This window comes from Marinobacter sp. EN3, assembly GCF_000475315.1.
Classification (GTDB): Bacteria; Pseudomonadota; Gammaproteobacteria; order Pseudomonadales; family Oleiphilaceae; genus Marinobacter; species Marinobacter nauticus.
The window spans coordinates 64,152-82,476 of the sequence record NZ_AXCC01000012.1; the positions used below are offsets into that span (position 1 = coordinate 64,152).

Genomic DNA, 18,325 nt, shown 5'->3' on the forward strand with positions numbered 1-18,325 from the left:
TGCTATATCGTTATTACCCAGATCAAGTTTGGCGCAGAATGCTGTTATTTTGCCAGTAACCCCTTGAGTTCATAAAGCTGGTTCAGCGCGTCTCTTGGGGTAATGCCGTCCAGATCGAGCTTTTCCAGGGCCTGTTCCACCACGCTCGGCTCGGCCATGGCAAACATATCGCCCTGGTACACCGCCTCCACACTGGCGGCCTTTGTCGCAGTTGGTGCAGCCGGTTTCGGCTCGTTAACGCTCACGGGTGCTGGCGACGGGGTGCTGCCTGCTTCCAGGCCTTCCAGATGCGCCAGCTGGGTCTTGGCGTTGCGGATCACATCCTGGGGTACACCGGCCAGTTTTGCCACCTGCAGCCCGTAACTCTGGCTTGCCGGGCCATCGTGCACATTGTGCAGAAACACGATGGAATCGTCGTGCTCGGTGGCGGTCAGATGCACGTTAACCGCATGTTCCAGGTCATCGGCCAGCTGGGTCAGCTCGAAGTAGTGGGTGGCGAACAGGGTATAACACCGGATGTTCTTCGCCAGGTGCTCGGCCGTGGCCCAGGCCAGCGAAAGGCCATCGAAGGTGCTGGTGCCGCGGCCCACTTCATCCATCAACACCAGGCTGTGTTCGGTGGCATTGTGCAGGATATTGGCGGTTTCGGTCATTTCCACCATGAAGGTGGAGCGGCCACCGGCAATGTCATCCGAGGAGCCCATGCGGGTGAAGATCCGGTCCACCGGGCCAAGCACGGCGCGGTTGGCGGGCACGAAACTGCCGGTGTAGGCCAGCAGGGCAATCAGGGCGGCCTGGCGCATGTAGGTGGACTTACCGCCCATGTTCGGGCCGGTGATCACCAGCATGCGGCGTTTGGTATCCATCAACAGGTTGTTGGGCACAAAAGGCTCGTCGAGCAGCTGCTCCACCACCGGGTGCCGACCTTCCTCCACATCAAATCCTGGCTGGTCGGTAAATTCCGGCGCGGTGAAGCGCAGGGAAGTGGCTCGTTCGGCGAAGTTGCTCAGCACGTCAAGTTCGGCTAGGGCCTGGGCGGCGTCCTGTAGCGGGGCCAGCTGTTCGGCCACGGTTTCGAGGACATCGTCGTACAGGCCTTTTTCCCGGGCCAGGGCACGGCTTTTGGCGCTCAGTGCCTTGTCCTCAAACTCTTTCAGTTCCGGGGTGATGAAGCGTTCGGCGTTTTTCAGGGTCTGGCGGCGGATATAGTCCACCGGCGCCTGGTCAGACTGCGCCCGGCTGATTTCGATGTAATAACCATGCACCCGGTTGTACCCCACTTTCAGGGTGGAAATGCCGGTGCGTTCACGCTCCCGGGTTTCCACATCCAGCAGGTACTGGCCGGCGTTTTCACTGATGTTGCGGAGTTCATCCAATTCTTCGTCGAAGCCTTCGGCAATCACACCGCCATCACGAATCACCACCGGCGGGTTGTCGATGATGGCGCGTTCCAGAAGGTCGGCCAGTTCCGGGTATTCACCGATGACGGTGGCCAGCTTCACGACATGGTGTGAGTTGACCGGTTTCAGTGCCTCCTGCAGTTCTGGCAGGGCATGAAAAGCGTCGCGCAGGCGCGCAAGGTCCCTGGGGCGGGCAGAACGCAGGGCAACCCGGGCCAGAATCCGTTCGATATCACCCACCCGTTTCAGCAGATCGTGCACCGGCTCATAGTGGAAACCGTCCAGCAGCGCAGATACCGCCTGCTGGCGCTGGCGCACGCGCTCAACATCCCGAAGTGGACGATTCAGCCAGCGTCGGAGCTCCCGGGCTCCCATGGCGGTGGCGGTGCGGTCCATCACCCAGGCCAGGGTGTGTTGTTGGCCACCCATCAGGTTGGTGTTGATTTCCAGGTTCCGGCGGCTGGCGGCATCCAGTATCACGGCGTCTTCCCGGCGTTCGCGGGTCAGTTTTCGGATATGTGGCAGTGCTGTGCGCTGGGTCTCCTTGGCGTATTGCAGCAGGCAGCCGGCAGCGCAAACGGCCAGGGTCAGGTCTTCGCAGCCAAAGCCGGTGAGATCGCGTACCTGCAACTGCTGGGTGATCACCCGGAGGGCGGTGTCCGATTCAAACAGCCAGGGGCCCTGGCGGCGTACGCCGGTGAAACCCTCAAGGATGTCGGTATAGGGAAAATCCTCGCTGATCAGGATTTCAGCGGGTCGCAGGCGCTGAAGCTCACCCTGCAGGGCTTCAAGGCTCTCCAGTTCCGACACCGCGAACCGGCCGCTGGAAATATCCAGTGAGGCAAAACCGAACTGCTCTTTGTGATGGTAGATGGCTGCCAGCAGGTTATCGCGGCGGTCTTCCAGAAACGCCTCGTCACTCAGTGTGCCGGGAGTGACAATGCGCACGACCTTGCGTTCCACCGGGCCCTTGCTGGTGGCAGGATCTCCAATCTGCTCGCAGATAGCGATGGACTGGCCCGCGCGAACCATGCGGGCAATGTAGCCTTCGGCCGAATGGAAGGGTACCCCTGCCATGGGAATCGGATTACCTCCGGACTGGCCACGTGCGGTCAGGGTAATGTCCAGCAACTCTGCGGCTTTTTTAGCGTCATCGTAAAACAGCTCGTAGAAGTCCCCCATGCGGTAGAACACCATCTCGTTCGGGTGTTCTCCCTTGATTTTCAGGTACTGCTGCATCATGGGGGTGTGTGAAGTTTTCAGATCGTCTGTGCTCACTGGTAGTTTGCCCGTAAAATAGCTCTAAACCGCCTTTGGAGAGGGGGTCGTCTGGTGAATTTGTTCTGTGTAGCGTCTAAAGGAGTCTGATGAAATCTGCTGCAATCCAGTTCAAGAGTATAGGTTTTAGTATAGCTTTTGGTGTAGGGTTGTGGGCGCCTTAACAAAAAAGGCTGTAAATGATGAAAAGCTATACTTATGGCCAGAGTTTCATCAATGCCATCGATGGCTATCGTTCCAATCAGTTAATGGATCAAAGCATGCAGAATAACAAACACGGCAACAAGCCACTATCGGCCAGAGCCATTGAGACGATGCGGCCTGGCGATAAAGTCAAAGTGGACACTGGAGAAAATGCCGGTCTGCGTGTGACCTGTGGGGCGAATGGTGGCAGGTCGTTCATCTATCGCTACCGGAGCCCCGAAACGGGCAAGCTAACTCAAGTCAAGATAGGGAATTACCCGTCGATGAGTCTGGCTGAGGCTCGTCTAGAGCTTGCTCGGATGAAGGCTTTACGACGAGATGGCGTATGCATTCGTGCCGAAATTCAGCGGGAGAAAGCACGTCAAAGTGCAAAAAATGAAGAGGATAAGCAAGCTGCAGAGGTGGCTGCGTTTACCGTTCGTGACCTGGTTGAGTTGTATTTGACTGAGGTGATTGAGGATCGACTGGTTGTAAATCGCCGAACCGGGACAAAGAAACGAGTTCCTGGTGCACGGAAACCCAAGGGGCAGGCCGAGACTAGGCGTACCCTGTACGGTGATGCTGTACGTACTCTGGGGGATCGATCTGCGGCGGAGGTCCGGCGTAAGCATGTGGTAGAGATGGTGAAGGGCATTCTTGACCGAGGGGCTAACGTTCAGGCTGGGAATGTGTTGCGTGAGCTTAGTGCCGCTTACGATTATGCGATTGGCCTTGGCAAGTTTGACGATGATTTTGCGAACCCGGCTTTGTTGGCAAAGTCGAGCCTGAAACAGGCTAGAGTCCGGCTTACGTCTGTTCGGGGCAAACGGGTACTTTCTGATGCGGAGTTGAAGGAAGTGTTAGCGTGGTTGCCAGGCTCTGGTTTCTCGGTAACACAGAAGAACGTCATTCGTTTGACTCTGTGGACCGGAGCTCGCACGGGGGAGGTTTGCAAGGCGCGGTGGTCCGATGTGGATCTCGATCAAGCAGTTTGGCATATGCGAGACTCTAAGAACGGAGCCGAGCGGTATGTGCAGTTGCCGAGCCAAGCCGTGGCTTTTCTTCGTCAGCTTCGTTTAACCACCAATACCTATCTGTTTCCTTCGAGTCGGACGGGATTGCCGATCCAACAGAAATCGCTTACTGAGACAAAATGGTATTTGAGGAATTCTGACAAGGCTCGGAGTGGCACCTACTTTAAGCCAGGCCAAGCTTGGCTGGATAGCATTCCCGATTGGTCTCCCCACGATCTGCGCCGTACGGTTCGTACGGGCTTGTCTCGTTTAGGCTGTCGCAATGAGGTAGCTGAAGCAGTGATAGGTCATTCGAGAAAGGGTATTGAAGGGACTTATGATCTGCACGATTATGAGCTCGAATGTCGAGAGTGGCTGCAAAAGTGGGCGGATCATCTGGAAACCCTTGATGGCGGGGCTTAGTTGGCATAATCCGTCTTAATCTCGCAAATTGCAGCAACCAGACGCATATTGGAAAGGGCACGCTGAATTGCGCCATTTGCAGGAGCACCCCAGTGCGAAGTGAAGTCTGACTTGATTAAAGAGCGTTCTCCAGGATTCAATCTGTCGCATTGTCGATGGGTTGGCCGGGCCGAGAGAAATCAATTTCTATCTGTTTCTATTAGGCCCACCAATCCCTCTGATCCGCCGGCCTGCGGCCTCCGCCTGTCGCCTGGCGCCTCGATCGGTCCGCTGCTAAACAAAAGCGAACGTTCAAGATCCTCCACTGCGAATCGGTTTTTAATTCAGTCCTGAAGAACAATGAGCCGCTTCAATGGTTCGGCAATGCAAAGCCATTAGTTAACGAAATAGCGGCCCCATTTGTTCATGAAACCTGTTTATACGCAGTATTTGAGCATGAAGCCATGGACCGTTCCCTGTAGTTTGGCTGTAGGAAGCTCAACCAAGCCTTCCGAGAACCGGAAACGTCGACAACATCCACGACGCAAAGAGTGTCATCCGACCGGTGAGCACCATTACTCCCATTACAACGAGCACCAAGCCAGCAAGCGCTCTCAGCAGTCTACTCCAGCGACTGAGCCAGCGTACTCGTTGCCGAAAGTGTTCAATAAACAGGGCGGTTCCGAGAAAAGGAAGAGCCAACCCCAACGAATACGCCGCCAGATACAGCATGCCCGCCTCAGCATTGGCATGCGTGGAGCTGAGCGCCAATATGGCCCCGAGTATGGGGCCTATACAGGGTGTCCAGCCGATGGCAAACGCGGCGCCAATTCCCCAGGTTGCAAGATCAGGAATTTAGTCAGTAGGGCACCTACTTCGGTATACGCCTATATTTTCGGTTTGAAAATAAGTGAACGTTCATTTATTTTAGGCCGACCAATTTGAAGCGTTGAGCAGACAAATGCGGCAAAGAGACGACTCGAAACGAATAGCCTTCCTGGAAGCTACCGTGAGGGAAGTAGCAGATCACGGTTTTTCAGCAACCTCGGTTGGCAAGATAGCCAAGGCTGCGGGTTTGTCACCAGCCACGCTGTACATCTATTACGAAGATAAAGAACAGCTTTTATTGGCGACATTTTATTACGTCAGCGATCAGGTCATTGATGCGGCGCTGGACAGTTTTTCTCGCGGGAAAGATCTGCGTGAAGGACTGCGACGCCAGTGGCACACACTGTTCCGGATCGGCCTTGAGCGTCCGGAACTATTCCGCTACCACGAGACGTTCACGCATTCTGCTTGGATGACTCCCGAGATCCAGGCACGAAACGAAAGCCGAGCCGCAAATCTTTTGAATGCAGTTGATCAGGGAAAGCAATCCGGGCTGATCAAACCGGTACCTTTTCCACTTCTCGAAACGTTTATGTTCCGCCCGATTTACCACCTCGTTCAACGATGCCTGCAAGGGTCGTTCGAAGGTACCGATGAGCATATCGAATTAGCGTTTAATATGGCTTGGGATGCGGTTGCCGATCGTCGGAATACCTAATTTTTTCTGGAGAGTGACGCGTTATGAAATTCAAGATGGTCAGTACCGCCATGCCCTTGAGAGGCCTACAAGCGCTTGCAATGCTTTCGAGCCTCCTGGTGATGGGATGTTCGGCGGAGGCGCCCCCTCTGACACAGCAAACTGTCTACCCGGTAAAGCTCATGACGCTGGAGCAGGCGCAGTCAGGCACGCTCAATCAGTATCCGGGCAGAGTCTCGGCGTCTGACCATTCAGAACTCTCTTTCAGAGTGGGAGGAGAGCTGACGGAGCTGGCCGTTAAAGCAGGCGACACTGTGGAAAAAGGGGAGGTCGTTGCCCGCCTGGACGATCGGGACGCAAGAACCCGCCTGGAAAACGCCCGGTCAAATTTCAATCTGGCACAGGCCACCTTCGAGCGAATGCGAATATCGTTGGAGCGCCAGGCCATCAGTCAGGCCCGTTTCGATGAGGCCGAGGCCGAGTACCTCTCTGCCAGAGCGCAACTGGCCAGCGCGGAGGACCAACTTTCCTATACCGTTCTCAAAGCGCCATTTGATGGCGTCATTTCACGGGTGCCGGTGGATGTCTTTCAGGTTGTATCAGCGCAGCAGGCCATTGCCGAACTGCAACGGCCCGGCTCTATCGACGTCTCGTTCCAGATGCCTGAACAACAGGTCCGCCGCCTTCAACCACAGAGATCCAGGAACGTTCGCGCCAATGGCAACACTATCGCGTGGGTACAGTTTCCCGAGCTTCCCGATAAACGCTACGCCGCGAGCTACAAAGAGCATGACAGCAATGCCTCTCAGGGGTCGCTCAGTTATGAGGTTACCGTAACGCTCCCTGAACCCGAGGACATCACAGTGCTTTCGGGGATGAGCGCGACCGTTCTGCTTGATTACGGCACATTGGCTGGAGAGAGCGCCCCGTCGTGGCTGATACCAACCGCGGCGCTTGTAACACCTGACGCAGAACCCGGCACTAGCGTGGTTTGGCGATACGTGGCTGCTGCCGATGGTGAGAATGGCGATAACACGGGCAGCGTCGAGCCGGTGGATGTCGAGCCGGGTAAGAAAATGAACGATGGCGTGCTTGTTCGGGGAGAGCTCAGCCCGGGCGACAGAATCGTGGTTGCCGGCGCTCACCGGATGAACAGGGATCGTTCGGTCCGTCCCTGGGAAAAAGAGGGCGGGCTCTGAGATGGTCGATTATTTTCTTGATCGGAAGTCCATCAGCTGGATGGTCACGCTGTTGCTTGGGGTTGGGGGCATGTTCGCGTTTCTGGGTCTTGGCCAGCTTGAATTCCCGGAGTTCACGTTACGTTCCGCCTTGGTGACCACCCAATATCCCGGAGCAACGCCTCTTGAAGTCGAGGAGGAGGTTACGCTGCCTCTGGAAAAAGCGATCCAGCAGATGCCGGGCATCGATGACATTACTTCGGTGAACTCGGACGGCTTGTCGCAGATTACTGTCCAACTCAAGAAGACGGTCAGAGAAGGGGAGTTAGACCAGTATTGGGATATCCTTCGGCGAAAGATTAATGATGCCCAGCCTGGTCTGCCACCAGGCGTGAACACGTCCATCGTGAACGATGACTTTGGCGATGTCTTCGGCCTGCTGCTCACGTTGCGTGGTGACGGCTACTCGCTGAAAGATCTTGGTGACCATGCGGATCTCATTCAGCGAGAACTGCGATTGTTGGAGGGCGTCGCAAAAGTCAGTATCGGTGGTCGTGTCGACGAGCAGATGATCGTGTCACTGGACCGTGACCGTATGCGTGCTCTTGGCATCTCGCCAGAATACCTGGCAAGCCTTCTGAATGCGCAGAATACGGTGGGCAACGCTGGCCACCTGCGCAGTGAAGGGCTGTCGTTATCCGTTCAGCCAACCGGTCAGCTTGATTCCGTTCAGGCACTTGAGCAACTGGCAGTTGGAAGCGCTGATTCGGGTATTATCCGGCTCAGCGATCTGGCCGAAGTTCGCAGGGTGACCAATGACTCACCCGCCTTGCTTTACCACTCTGACGGATTGCCTGCTTTGACCATCGGCGTGTCATTTGCAGAGGGCACCAACGTTGTTGATGTAGGTGAGAGTCTCAATGAGGCTTTGAAACGCCTGGAAAAACAGCAACCCATCGGCATGACACTGAACACAGTGTATAACCAGCCTGAAGTAGTCGAGGAGGCAGTATCTGCTTTTCTCATGAACCTTGCTCAGGCGGTGGGCATTGTCATTATTGTGCTTTTGCTGTTCATGGGGCTGCGAAGTGGCCTGCTCATGGGGCTGATCCTGCTGATTACCATCATGGGTACATTCGTGCTTATGGCAATACACGGTATTCAGCTCCAGAAGATTTCATTGGGTGCGCTGATCATTGCGCTGGGGATGCTGGTCGATAATGCCATCGTCGTCACCGAGGGCATGATGATTGGCCTTTCCAAGGGCAAGTCCAAAAGGCAGGCAGCCAAAGAAGTGGTCTCGCAGAACCGGTACCCGCTGCTCGGCGCTACCGTGATTGCCATTACGGCCTTTGCTCCTATCGGCCTTTCACCAGACACCACCGGAGAATTCATTGGCTCCCTGTTCTGGGTTCTGTGCTACTCGCTTTTCCTGAGCTGGCTGACGGCACTCACTCTGACCCCGTTTTTCTTTGATATGTTCTATCCCGACAAGCTCGAGAGTGTCGGGCAGTCATCCGATAACGACCCCTATAAGGGAATTGTTTTCGTCGTCTTCCGCCGCCTGCTGACCTACGCGATTCATTATCGCTTCGTGACATTAACACTTGCGATCGCGCTTCTGGCTGGGGTTCTATCGTTCTCGGGACAGGTTAAGAATGCTTTCTTCCCGAATGCCACAACGCCACTCTTCTTTGTTGACCTTTGGTTGCCCGAGGGCGCCGACATCTTGCAAACCGAAGAGACCGTAAAGCGGCTGGAATCGCGCGTGAATGACATGGACCAGGTCGTTCAGGTGACCAGTGTCACCGGTGGCGGAGCCCAGCGTTTTACGTTGACGTATTCACCGGAGCAGCGATACGCCAGTTTTGGCCAATTGATCGTAGAGACCCGGGATAAGGCGTCGAGAGAGGCCCGTATGGAGGAAGTCATTGAGCAACTGCGTACAGACTTCCCGAACGTGCATTACAAAGTGCAGGCTTTGCAGGTGGGGCCCTCAGCCAAAGCCAGTCTTGAAGCTCGTATCTTTGGAGAAGATCCCGAAGAACTCCGGAAAATCGGTGTGCGCGTGCAGGCAATTTTTGAAAATGAACCTCTGGCCGACAGCGTGCGCTTGTCCTGGGGTAATCGGGAAGCCGTGATCGTACCGGAGTTCCTCGAAGAACAGGCCCGGCGCCTTGGCGTATCTCGCGAATCACTGCACCAGGCGTTGTTGCTGAATAATCAGGGGCAGCAGGTTGGAGTGTACCGTGAGGGGAGCGACCTCATTCCGATCATTATGCGGTCAAGAGAGGAGCAGCGTTTTGACATCGAAAACCTTACCTCGATCAATGTCTGGAGTGAAGAGCAGGGCCGCTATGTCAGCGCGGGCAACGTCATCAATGCCATCAATACGGAACTGCGGGATCCGTTGATAAAACGCAGAAACAGGGAGCGGATGTTGGCGGTTTATGCCGAACCCATGCCTTTGTCGGGGGAGACGGCGGCGAGTGTGCTGGAGAGGATCCGCCCGCAGGTCGACGCGCTGGAGCTTCCCCACGGCTATTCGATTGAGTGGGGTGGAGAGTACGAGACCTCATCCGAAGCTCAGACTTCGCTTTTCTCCTCGCTGCCTCTTGGACTGCTGGGGATGTTCATTATTTCGATGCTGTTGTTCGGTAGCTTCCGACAGGCTCTGTCTATCTGGATGATTGTTCCTCTCATGATGATTGGAATCATTGGTGGACTGGTATTGCTCGGCGCGCCTTTTACATTCATGGCGCTGCTCGGGACTCTGAGTCTGATCGGTATGGTACTGAAGAATGCCATTGTGCTGGTTGAGGAGATCAATATTCAGTTAGAACAGCAGGATGATGCATTCACTGCGGTGGTTGAGGCCGCGGTAAGCCGGGTACGACCTGTGCTTATGGCGGCCGTAACCACCATGTTGGGAATGATTCCTCTGTTCAGCGATGCCTTCTTCGCGAGCATGGCGCTGGTTATCGTGTTCGGTTTGGGTGTTGCAACGGTATTGACGTTAGTGGTGCTGCCAGTGGTGTACTGCACGTTAATGAGAATTTCTTATCATCAATAACGCACCCGCTGTTTTTCAGGCGTCTTTTTTTCCTCCGGACAAGCGATCCGGAGGAAAAAAGCCTCCGGCAATCATTGCATTCATCAGTTCGCCTACTTTTGCACGCAGGTCATCCCTCAACAACCTCATTGCCGGCGTTATTGACTGTCGGGTAGGACAAATCAGCCACAGCTCGGATACCGGCGGCGCATAGTCCGGCATGATTGTGGTGACACGGCCTGCAAGCAGATCATCCGACATATCAAGACACGATTTTATCGCAAGACCGCGACCAGCGACGCACCACCGGCGAACCAGATCGCCATCGTTTGAGGCGCGATCGCCCGTCATTTTGACTCGATATTCCTCGTCTCCCCGTTTGAACGTCCAGAGGTCAAATGGGATGTCCTGCAACTGATAGAACAGTCCGTTGTGGTTCTCAAGGTCATCAGGATGAATGGGGCGACCATGACGCGAAAGGTAATCAGGAGATGCGCAAAGCAGGCGCGGCACATCGCAAATTTTGAAGCCATACAGGTTGGTGTCACTGGGCGCGCCGTAGCGAAGCGCCATGTCGACCGAATCCCGGTAAAAGTCCACGTTGGTGTCAGTAATCTGAACTCTGAGATTCAAACCTGGATGCGTTGCCATCAATTCGTCGATCCAGGGCACAACGCGGTTACGACCAAGATCGGATGAAACCGAAAGCCGGATTTCGCCTGTTACAGAGTCAACTTCAGATCGAAGGTTCTGTTGCGCCTGGCTCAACAAGTCAATCGCTTGTTTGCAGTGAGGCAAGTATTTCTCGCCGGCGGCAGATAACCGCAACCTTCGCGTGGAGCGTACGAATAACTCTACACCCAGCTCCTGTTCTACGCGCTTTACTGCGGCGCTGGCTGTGGCAGCTCGCATATCAAGGCTGGTGGCGGCAGCGGTAATGTTGCGGAATTCAGCGACCCTCAAAACCACGATCAGATCATCAAGACTCATTTTCAAAAATTCTTTGAATATGTTTAACAAATTTTCCCGTTTATCCGAGTGTAAACGGCGACCATACTGTGCGCTACTCGAAAGTCATTGCGGAGACAGATAATGAAAGCTGTTGGATATCGGGAATCTCTTCCTATCGAAAACCCTGATGCGCTGCAAAATGTTGAGATGGAACGTCCCGTCGCAAAAGGCCGGGACCTGCTGGTCAGAGTCAAAGCCATCGGCATGAACCCTGTTGACTTCAAGGTACGCCAGCGGGCGGAGCCGGAACCAGGCCAGATCAAAGTACTTGGATGGGATGCCGTTGGAGAGGTAGTGGCAACAGGCGAGGGCGCTTCACTCTTCAAAGAAGGTGACACCGTATTTTATGCCGGTGACGTTACCCGTCAGGGCAGCAACGCCGAATACCAGGTTGTCGATGAGCGTCTGGTTGGTCGGAAGCCTGCCAGCCTGTCCGACGCCGATGCTGCAGCGTTGCCCCTGACCACGATAACAGCATGGGAAATGCTGTTTGACCACCTGCAACTTGAGCGACAGTTGGCTGGGTCCATCACTCCAAGCGACGACGTGGTCCTTGTGATTGGCGCCGCAGGAGGCGTGGGTTCAATTCTAGTTCAATTGATCAAACAGCTAACAGGCGCGAAAGTACTCGCTACGGCATCTCGCCCGGAATCGAAGGCCTGGGTTGAATCATTGGGTGCGGATTTTGTTCTGAATCACCGTGAACCCTTGCAGCCCCAGATCGAAACACTGGTGTCTGCTGGCAAAATTGGTTCTGTAACCCATGTGGCCAGTCTTAACGCCACAGATCAATACTTCGACGATTATGTGGCGGTGCTTAGGCCGTTTGGAAAGATTGCCATGATCGACGATCCCGCAAGTCTGGACGTAATGAAAATCAAGCCGAAGAGTCTGTCATTACACATTGAATTCATGTTCGCCCGCTCAATGCACCAGGCGGATGATATGCAGGTTCAGCACGACTTGTTGAATGAGGTCTCACGGCTTGTAGATCAAGGCTTCATCCGCACAACTGCAGGGAAGCACCTCGGAGCGATCAACGCCGAGAATCTACGTGCCGCACACGCCGAACTGGAATCAGGAACCGCCGTTGGCAAGATTGTGCTGGAGGGTTTTGCCTGACGTAAATTCCAACTCACCGGCTCGTATAACAAACCATGCGTTCCGATCACGGAACTACCCCGATAGACATGGCATACCAGAGCCGGCCGTCAGCTTGCTTTTTCAGTTTGGCTCCACTGCTTGGGTGACAGGCCATACAGGCGTTTGAACTCCCGGCTGAACTGAGACGAGCTCAGGTAACCCACGTCCATGGCGGCAACGCTGACGTTTTGGCCTTCAGCAATTTTCATCGCGGCCTTGTTGAGCCGCATGGATTTCAGAAACTGAATGGGCGACATGTTTGTCGCCTGTTTGAATTTGCGATGGAACACCGCCCGGCTCATGCCAGCCTGATCAGCCAGGTCTTCAATTGTGACAGTTTTGTCCAGGTTGGATGACAGGAACTCAATCGAGCGGGCGATTTCGTTCCCAACACCAAATGCGTTTCTGAATGAATGGCCGGCTTCACCTTTCAGTAATTCGTAGTAGAACTCATGCAAACGGCTCAGGGGTGCCGTTAGCTGACCGAGCAATGACCACACCGGGTTGCGCAATAGGGCGTCACTGGGCGATGTGCCTGTTTCGCTAAGCGCTGTTTCCAGGTTGATGGATGGCAGCATGTCCTTGTAGGCAACGGACGTTCGAAAATCATTTGCCCTGATAGCCATATAGGCCGCTTTAAGGTCCGGGCGACGCTGCAATGTTTGCTCTGTAAGGTCGGACAGGGGTAAAAGAACCTGCGGATAGTCGGCGGAAATGACCGTGCTAGCCTGGCTTCGCCCGAGCAACAGGTTCAACGCCCTTTGCTGTTGCTGCAGGGATTCCTGAACTGCAATCAATGTCGCCCTGGCACTGGCCGCAGAGCTTTGGGCGCTGTCCAGATCTTCAAGGTCACCCAGTCCCGAGCGGTAACGCTGAAGAATCCACTGTTCGTTTTTTTCCAATAGCTCCGCGCGTTGCTTTTCGATGGCAACGGAGCGATTCAGATTCACCAGTTTCAACCAGCCCTGCATGACCTCGGCTGCGAGCGTATCCCGCGCAGCTTGGTAGAGAGCCAGCTGTTCAGCAACGTCACTGGCGGCAGCCGACGCCTCATCAGAAATCTTCGACCACAAATCCAGCTCCCAGCTGATGCTGACGGTGTAGGCAGTATCTAGACCGTCAGTGTTATTCGCGACGAATCCAGCCTCGACGTCGGGGAGTTGATCCGCCTGAGTCGCTCGGTATTGAGCACGGAGAATTTGGAGTGAAAGCCGTGTTTGCTGGAAATCAGGATTGGCCGCGCGCGCTTCGACAATAAGCGCGTCCAGGTCATGGCTGTTGACCAGCTCATTCAGGTAGGCTGTTTCGAGACCAACCTCCATCTCAAACTTGGAGACGACGTTCTGACGCTCGGAATCGGCCTGAGCGAGATAGTCCGTTCTCGTGGACAACGAACTGCAGCCTGCAATAACCAGGCAGCATAAAGCAGTCAGCACTACTTTCGAGCAGGGCAAGCGATACATAGGTAAAGTCCATTCGGGCGCGGTCAAATCTGCGGTAAACGACGGGATACAGACTATCTAGGAGGTGGTTAATGGAGGGTTAAGACCTTCATGGACCTGCCTATTATCTACGGCGACGACCAATGGATGCTCCATGAAGAACAGGGCCATGCGCGTGTCACGAAGACCAAAGAAGCATTCGAAGCAGCCGCCGCCCCGACGTGGCGGAAGAGTACAAGAACTACTGCGGTGAAGGACGCATAAAATGGCTTAAAAACGGCGAACCTGTCACGCCGCATGTTGCTGAGCGCCGCGAACAGGTAGAACAGGTTGGTGTTCTTCGACAGGCTGCGATCGCGGACTTTGGCATAACTTAACTGCCGCTTGATGGTGCGAAAGGGATGCTCCGAGTTCAAAAAGTCCGTCAACTGGACCAGAGTGTTCCAGTGCAATTCCACGAATCGGCCCGTTAGGCTGGCGCTATCTTCCAAGCTGAATGTTCGCTTTGCGACCAAGGCGACTCAAGGATCTCAGCTAAACAAAAGCGAACACTCGCACTGCGTCGTGTGGCCAAAAAGCGAACCTTTTCGGATCCTGTTGACTCCGCTACATCAGTTCTTCGAATTACTGGAAGAACTAACACCTTAAAAGTATCGGGTGAAGCACCAACTAGCGCAGGTCAGTTCAAACTTTATCCAGAGTCTCAAGGAAGCGGTATCCGACGCCTGGCTCAGTCTGGATATAACGCTGCTCAGTGGGGTCGTCGCCCAGCTTCTGTCTCAATCTCCCGATCAGAATACGCAGGTAGTGGGTGTCAGTGGTGTGTGTTGGCCCCCAGATATCCTTGAGTAGCTGGGATTGGGTCACGATCTTTCCAGAGGCAAGCAGAAGTACTTTAAGCACGGCAAATTCCTTGGGCGTCAGCCTGACCGGATTGCCGTCCACCGTGACTTTTCGCATGGCCAGGTCGACATGAAGCGCTCCACTATCAAAAATGGCTGAGGCTTCGGGAGCCGCAGAGTCATTGCCCTTCTGGTTGATCCGCAGTTGGGTTCGCACGCGTGCAAGCAACTCGTCTACACCAAAGGGTTTGGTTACATAATCGTTGGCTCCAAGATCCAGGGCTTTTACCTTTTCCAGTTCCCGATCCCGCACCGAGAGAATGATCACCGGGGCTGATGACCACTCCCGCAAACCGGCCAGCACCTCCGAGCCATCCATATCCGGAAGCCCCAAATCCAGAATCACAAGATCCGGTGAATGCCTTGCGCACAATCCGAGCCCGGTCTCACCGCTTTCGGCTTCGAGCAGTTCGTAGCCTTCCGTTTTCAGACTGATGCGCAGGAAATGCCGGATTTGCGGTTCGTCGTCGATGACCAGAATACAGGGCTTTTCCCGATCTTTTACTGGTTCAGTCATTCACTCAATTCCCGATTGGACTCTTGTTCAGGGGATTCTATCAGGGGCAGCGCTACTTCGATGGTGGCACCGATACCATTTGGGCCAGCCAACGCCTGAATCCGGCCACCATGAGCCGCCACCATGCCGTGACAGATAGCCAGGCCGAGCCCGCTACCGTGAGGCCCCCGGTCGCCTTCACCGCCGGTGAAGAACATATCGAATACCTGGCTCCTCTGGTCTTCTGGGATGCCCGGCCCTTCATCCGAAATCGCTATGATTAATTCGTTTTCCTTTCTGTGGGCGCGGATAGACAGCGTTGAGTTGTCGGGCGCAAACTTGGCAGCGTTCTCCAGCACGTTGACCAATGCCTGTTCAATGAGCGCCGGGTGCACGAAAAGCAACGGAAGGTCCTCTTCTACCTCCCGTTCGACACGGACTTTCGACATCAGGTTTCTGGTGCGCCTGAGCGCTGACGACAGGATGTCGGTGAACGCGATCCAGTCCCTATCGATCTTGAGCGTGCCATGGCCCAGCTTCGTCATGTCCAGCAGGTTTCGGATGTAGCGATCCAGGCGCTCGCCCTCACCGAGCACTGAATCCAGAAGGCTATCGCGATCCTCATCTGAGAGCCGGTCGAACATCGATTTCAGCGTGCTGGCAGAGCCAATCATGGAGGATAATGGTGTTCTCAAGTCATGGGAGATGGAAGAGAGCAGCGCGGAGCGAAGCCGCTCAGTTTCCTCTGCCACCCGTGATTCTGACAGATTGGCGGCCAGGCGGGTACGGAACCATGCCAATCCCAGTTGGTGCACGTAAACATTGATGGCGAGGCCTCGGTAACGCTCCGGAGTCATATCGTCCACGCGTAAACCGAGTACACCGTAGACTTCGCCTTCCACTTCGATTGGTTCAAATCGCCAGGGAAGACGGTTCAAGGTGTCAGAGAAAGCACCGCAGGGCTTCCCGTTCCGCATCGCCCAGTCAATGGCCGAGTAGGCTTTGTCATCGAGCGGCTGGGCGGGCCCTCCTCGGGTGACGATTTCAAGATCACCGTTTTCCGAGCTCGGCTGAAAAATAACGAGCGGTATTCTGAGCTGCGCGTAAATCGCGTCAACGGCTTCAATACGAACCGTTGTGATATCGGGAGCGGAAGCCAGGCGGCGAGTGAATTGAAGATGAGCTTCTGCAAGGTCATTGGACCCGCGCAGCATTTGAACCTGATCTCTTAAGCGGCCTGCGAGATTACCGCCGATCACCGCGATGATCAGGAAGAAAACCACCGTGAGCAAAACATCCGTTTCCGCAATCTGGAAAGACATACGCGGGACGGTGAAGAAGAAGTTATAGGTCAGGAAACTCAGCGCCGCGGTGAATAGCGCAGGGCGAATGCCTGTCCGCGAAGCTACCCATAGTACGGATGTCAGATAGATCAGCGACAGGTTGCCGAGGGGTAAAAATTTATCAAATCCGGCGGAAATCACAGTTGCAGCAACTACGCTGATGAAAGCCCAAGTATAGTCTTTCCAGTACGAGCGTTTACCAAAACGTTCAACTACACGTCGACGCTGCTTTCGAGGCACCGGAATGAAGGTGACCTCAAAGGCCTCAGCGTCTTTCAGCAGTGCGCGACTGGTGGATTTTCGGAGATGCCACCAGCGATTGTGGGAGCGGCCGAGAATCAGGGTTGTGACGTTCTGCTCTCTGGCAAATGCCAGGATTTCTCCGGCCACGTCGTATCCGCGAAGCGTTCTGACCTCTGCGCCCAGGCGGGTGGCCAAGTCGAACACTTTTTCCAGCCGTTGGCGTTCATCGGCGCCTGCCCGGCCATTGTCCACGGTGGCGACGGTCCAGGGTGCTTTCCGGCGCTCGGCGAGCCGCCGTGCGGCTCGAACCAGGGTTTCACCCTGACCAGAGCCGTCCACCGCAACCAGCATTCGCGATCGAATGTGCCAGGGGCCTTCGATGCCACGGGACTGCATGGTCTCCCGAACGTCGGAATCCAGCCGTTCGGCGATGGCCTGAACGGCAAGTTCCCGCAGTGCAGACAGATTGGAGGGTGAGAAATAGCCGTCCATGGCGGCACGGGCTTGCTCGGGAACATAGACCTTACCCTGTCGCAGACGCTCCAGGAGTTCCGAGGGGGTAAGATCGACAAGCACGATGTCCCGGGCCCGTTCCAGGACCGAATCCGGCACGGTTTCCCGCATTCGCACACCGGTGATGCTGGCCACCACGTCCGAGAGGCTTTCCAGGTGCTGGATATTAATCGCCGTCCAGACGGTAATGCCCTGATCCAGCAGTTCTTCGATATCCTGATAACGCCGTGGGTGCCGAGTGCCCGGGATATTGCGGTGGGCCAGTTCGTCTACCAACAGTACATCCGGTTTGCGTTTCAGGGCGGCATCAACATCGAACTCCCGGAATTGCTTGCCGGCGTATTCGACTTCTTTTGCGGAGAGCTGTTCAAGGCCCTCACACAATGAGAGCGTATCGGCTCGACCATGCGTTTCCGCGACACCCACAACAACGTCCACACCCTGGCGCTTGAGTTCGTGGGCGGCTTGCAGCATCTGGTAGGTTTTACCCACGCCCGGAGCGGCACCCAGAAAGATTTTTAGCCCCCCGGCGGACTCACGCTCCTGAGTTTTCAGGAGCGCGTCCGGGTTGGGGCGATTCGGATCGCCTTGATTCAATCGTTCAACTCCTTGCCATCCAGTGCCAGGTTAATTTTCAGAACGTTGACTCGCGGCTGGCCAAAGATCCCCAGGGTAGGCCCCTCCGTGTGCTCCGCAATCAGTTCATTGACTTGGGCAACCGGAATATTACGGGCCGTCGCCACACGCTCGGCCTGTATCATAGCCGATTCCGGCGAAATGTGAGGGTCTATGCCGGATCCCGAGGCTGCCAGCAAGTCCGCAGGGATGGACGTCGGGGCGATATCCTCTCGCTCGGCAATGGCCGCGGAATCCTGCGCAACCCGCGCCCTCAGATCCGGATTGCTGGCCGCATAATTCGAGCCTCCGACGGAGAACGGATCATAACTGGCCGCTGAAGGCCGACCGTGGAAGTACTCGGGGGCGACGAACCGCTGCCCCACCAGTTCTGATCCGACGATCTTTTCGTCCACGATGATCATGCTCCCTAATGCCTGATGGGGAAACATGACTTTTCCGGCCGTTGTAACCAACAGGGGATACAGTCCGCCGCACAGCAGGATCAGGACGACGGCCGCGCGCACCGCAGAGAGCCAGGAAGCGGACCGGGTGACGGCCCCAGTGTTTGAATCAGTCATCATGT

The 18,325-nt window shown here is 55.4% G+C and carries 12 protein-coding genes and 1 pseudogene; 5 read left to right on the top strand and 8 right to left on the bottom strand.

Annotated features, from left to right (window positions below; all coding sequences use genetic code 11):
* Positions 1-44: 44 nt before the first annotated feature.
* Positions 45-2,642, bottom strand: coding sequence for a DNA mismatch repair protein MutS (mutS, locus tag Q675_RS24240; RefSeq protein ID WP_051995594.1), 2,598 nt, complete (start codon positions 2,640-2,642; stop codon positions 45-47).
* Between the two features lie 215 nt (positions 2,643-2,857).
* Here mutS and Q675_RS24245 point away from each other — a divergent pair, with 215 nt between their 5' ends.
* Positions 2,858-4,297, top strand: a complete 1,440-nt coding sequence (locus Q675_RS24245; RefSeq protein ID WP_200861827.1) for a tyrosine-type recombinase/integrase — start codon at positions 2,858-2,860, stop codon at positions 4,295-4,297.
* A 477-nt stretch (positions 4,298-4,774) separates the two neighbouring features.
* Here the strand turns inward: Q675_RS24245 and Q675_RS37820 are convergent, their stop codons facing one another.
* A complete protein-coding gene (locus tag Q675_RS37820; protein ID WP_223268841.1) occupies positions 4,775-5,131 on the bottom strand; it encodes a cytochrome c biogenesis CcdA family protein in 357 nt (118 codons plus the stop codon).
* Positions 5,132-5,285: 154 nt separating this feature from the next.
* On the opposite strand from Q675_RS37820, the gene Q675_RS24250 reads away from it, so the two are divergent.
* The 3 genes from Q675_RS24250 to Q675_RS24260 are packed head-to-tail and all read left to right on the top strand — an operon-like array spanning position 5,286 to position 10,052.
* Positions 5,286-5,822: a TetR/AcrR family transcriptional regulator gene (locus Q675_RS24250; RefSeq protein WP_014420756.1), complete on the top strand. Its 537-nt coding sequence runs from the start codon at positions 5,286-5,288 to the stop codon at positions 5,820-5,822.
* 23 nt (positions 5,823-5,845) lie between these two features.
* Positions 5,846-7,000: an efflux RND transporter periplasmic adaptor subunit gene (locus Q675_RS24255; RefSeq protein WP_008172291.1), complete on the top strand. Its 1,155-nt coding sequence runs from the start codon at positions 5,846-5,848 to the stop codon at positions 6,998-7,000.
* 1 nt (position 7,001) lies between these two features.
* Entirely contained in the window at positions 7,002-10,052 is a 3,051-nt protein-coding gene (locus Q675_RS24260) for an efflux RND transporter permease subunit (RefSeq protein WP_014420757.1), read from the top strand.
* Positions 10,053-10,067: 15 nt separating this feature from the next.
* Here the strand turns inward: Q675_RS24260 and Q675_RS24265 are convergent, their stop codons facing one another.
* Positions 10,068-11,021 carry a LysR family transcriptional regulator gene (locus tag Q675_RS24265; protein ID WP_008172295.1) on the bottom strand — a complete coding sequence of 318 codons (954 nt, stop codon included), beginning with the start codon at positions 11,019-11,021 and terminating at the stop codon, positions 10,068-10,070.
* Positions 11,022-11,123: 102 nt separating this feature from the next.
* Here Q675_RS24265 and Q675_RS24270 point away from each other — a divergent pair, with 102 nt between their 5' ends.
* Complete coding sequence (locus Q675_RS24270) at positions 11,124-12,164, top strand: zinc-binding alcohol dehydrogenase family protein (protein ID WP_008172298.1); 1,041 nt, start codon at positions 11,124-11,126, stop codon at positions 12,162-12,164.
* An 89-nt stretch (positions 12,165-12,253) separates the two neighbouring features.
* Here the strand turns inward: Q675_RS24270 and Q675_RS0119075 are convergent, their stop codons facing one another.
* The 5 genes and pseudogenes from Q675_RS0119075 to kdpC form a co-directional block, all read right to left on the bottom strand.
* Positions 12,254-13,576: a TolC family protein gene (locus tag Q675_RS0119075; protein WP_023010775.1), complete on the bottom strand. Its 1,323-nt coding sequence runs from the start codon at positions 13,574-13,576 to the stop codon at positions 12,254-12,256.
* A 347-nt stretch (positions 13,577-13,923) separates the two neighbouring features.
* Positions 13,924-14,034, bottom strand: a pseudogene (locus tag Q675_RS38600) (IS5/IS1182 family transposase); the annotation flags it as partial.
* 277 nt (positions 14,035-14,311) lie between these two features.
* Positions 14,312-15,046: a response regulator gene (locus tag Q675_RS24275; protein WP_023010777.1), complete on the bottom strand. Its 735-nt coding sequence runs from the start codon at positions 15,044-15,046 to the stop codon at positions 14,312-14,314.
* Positions 15,043-17,721: a sensor histidine kinase gene (locus Q675_RS24280; protein ID WP_023010778.1), complete on the bottom strand. Its 2,679-nt coding sequence runs from the start codon at positions 17,719-17,721 to the stop codon at positions 15,043-15,045. The genes Q675_RS24275 and Q675_RS24280 overlap by 4 nt, the downstream gene beginning before the upstream one ends.
* Positions 17,718-18,323, bottom strand: coding sequence for a potassium-transporting ATPase subunit KdpC (kdpC, locus tag Q675_RS24285; RefSeq protein WP_023010779.1), 606 nt, complete (start codon positions 18,321-18,323; stop codon positions 17,718-17,720). The genes Q675_RS24280 and kdpC overlap by 4 nt, the downstream gene beginning before the upstream one ends.
* Positions 18,324-18,325: the final 2 nt, after the last annotated feature.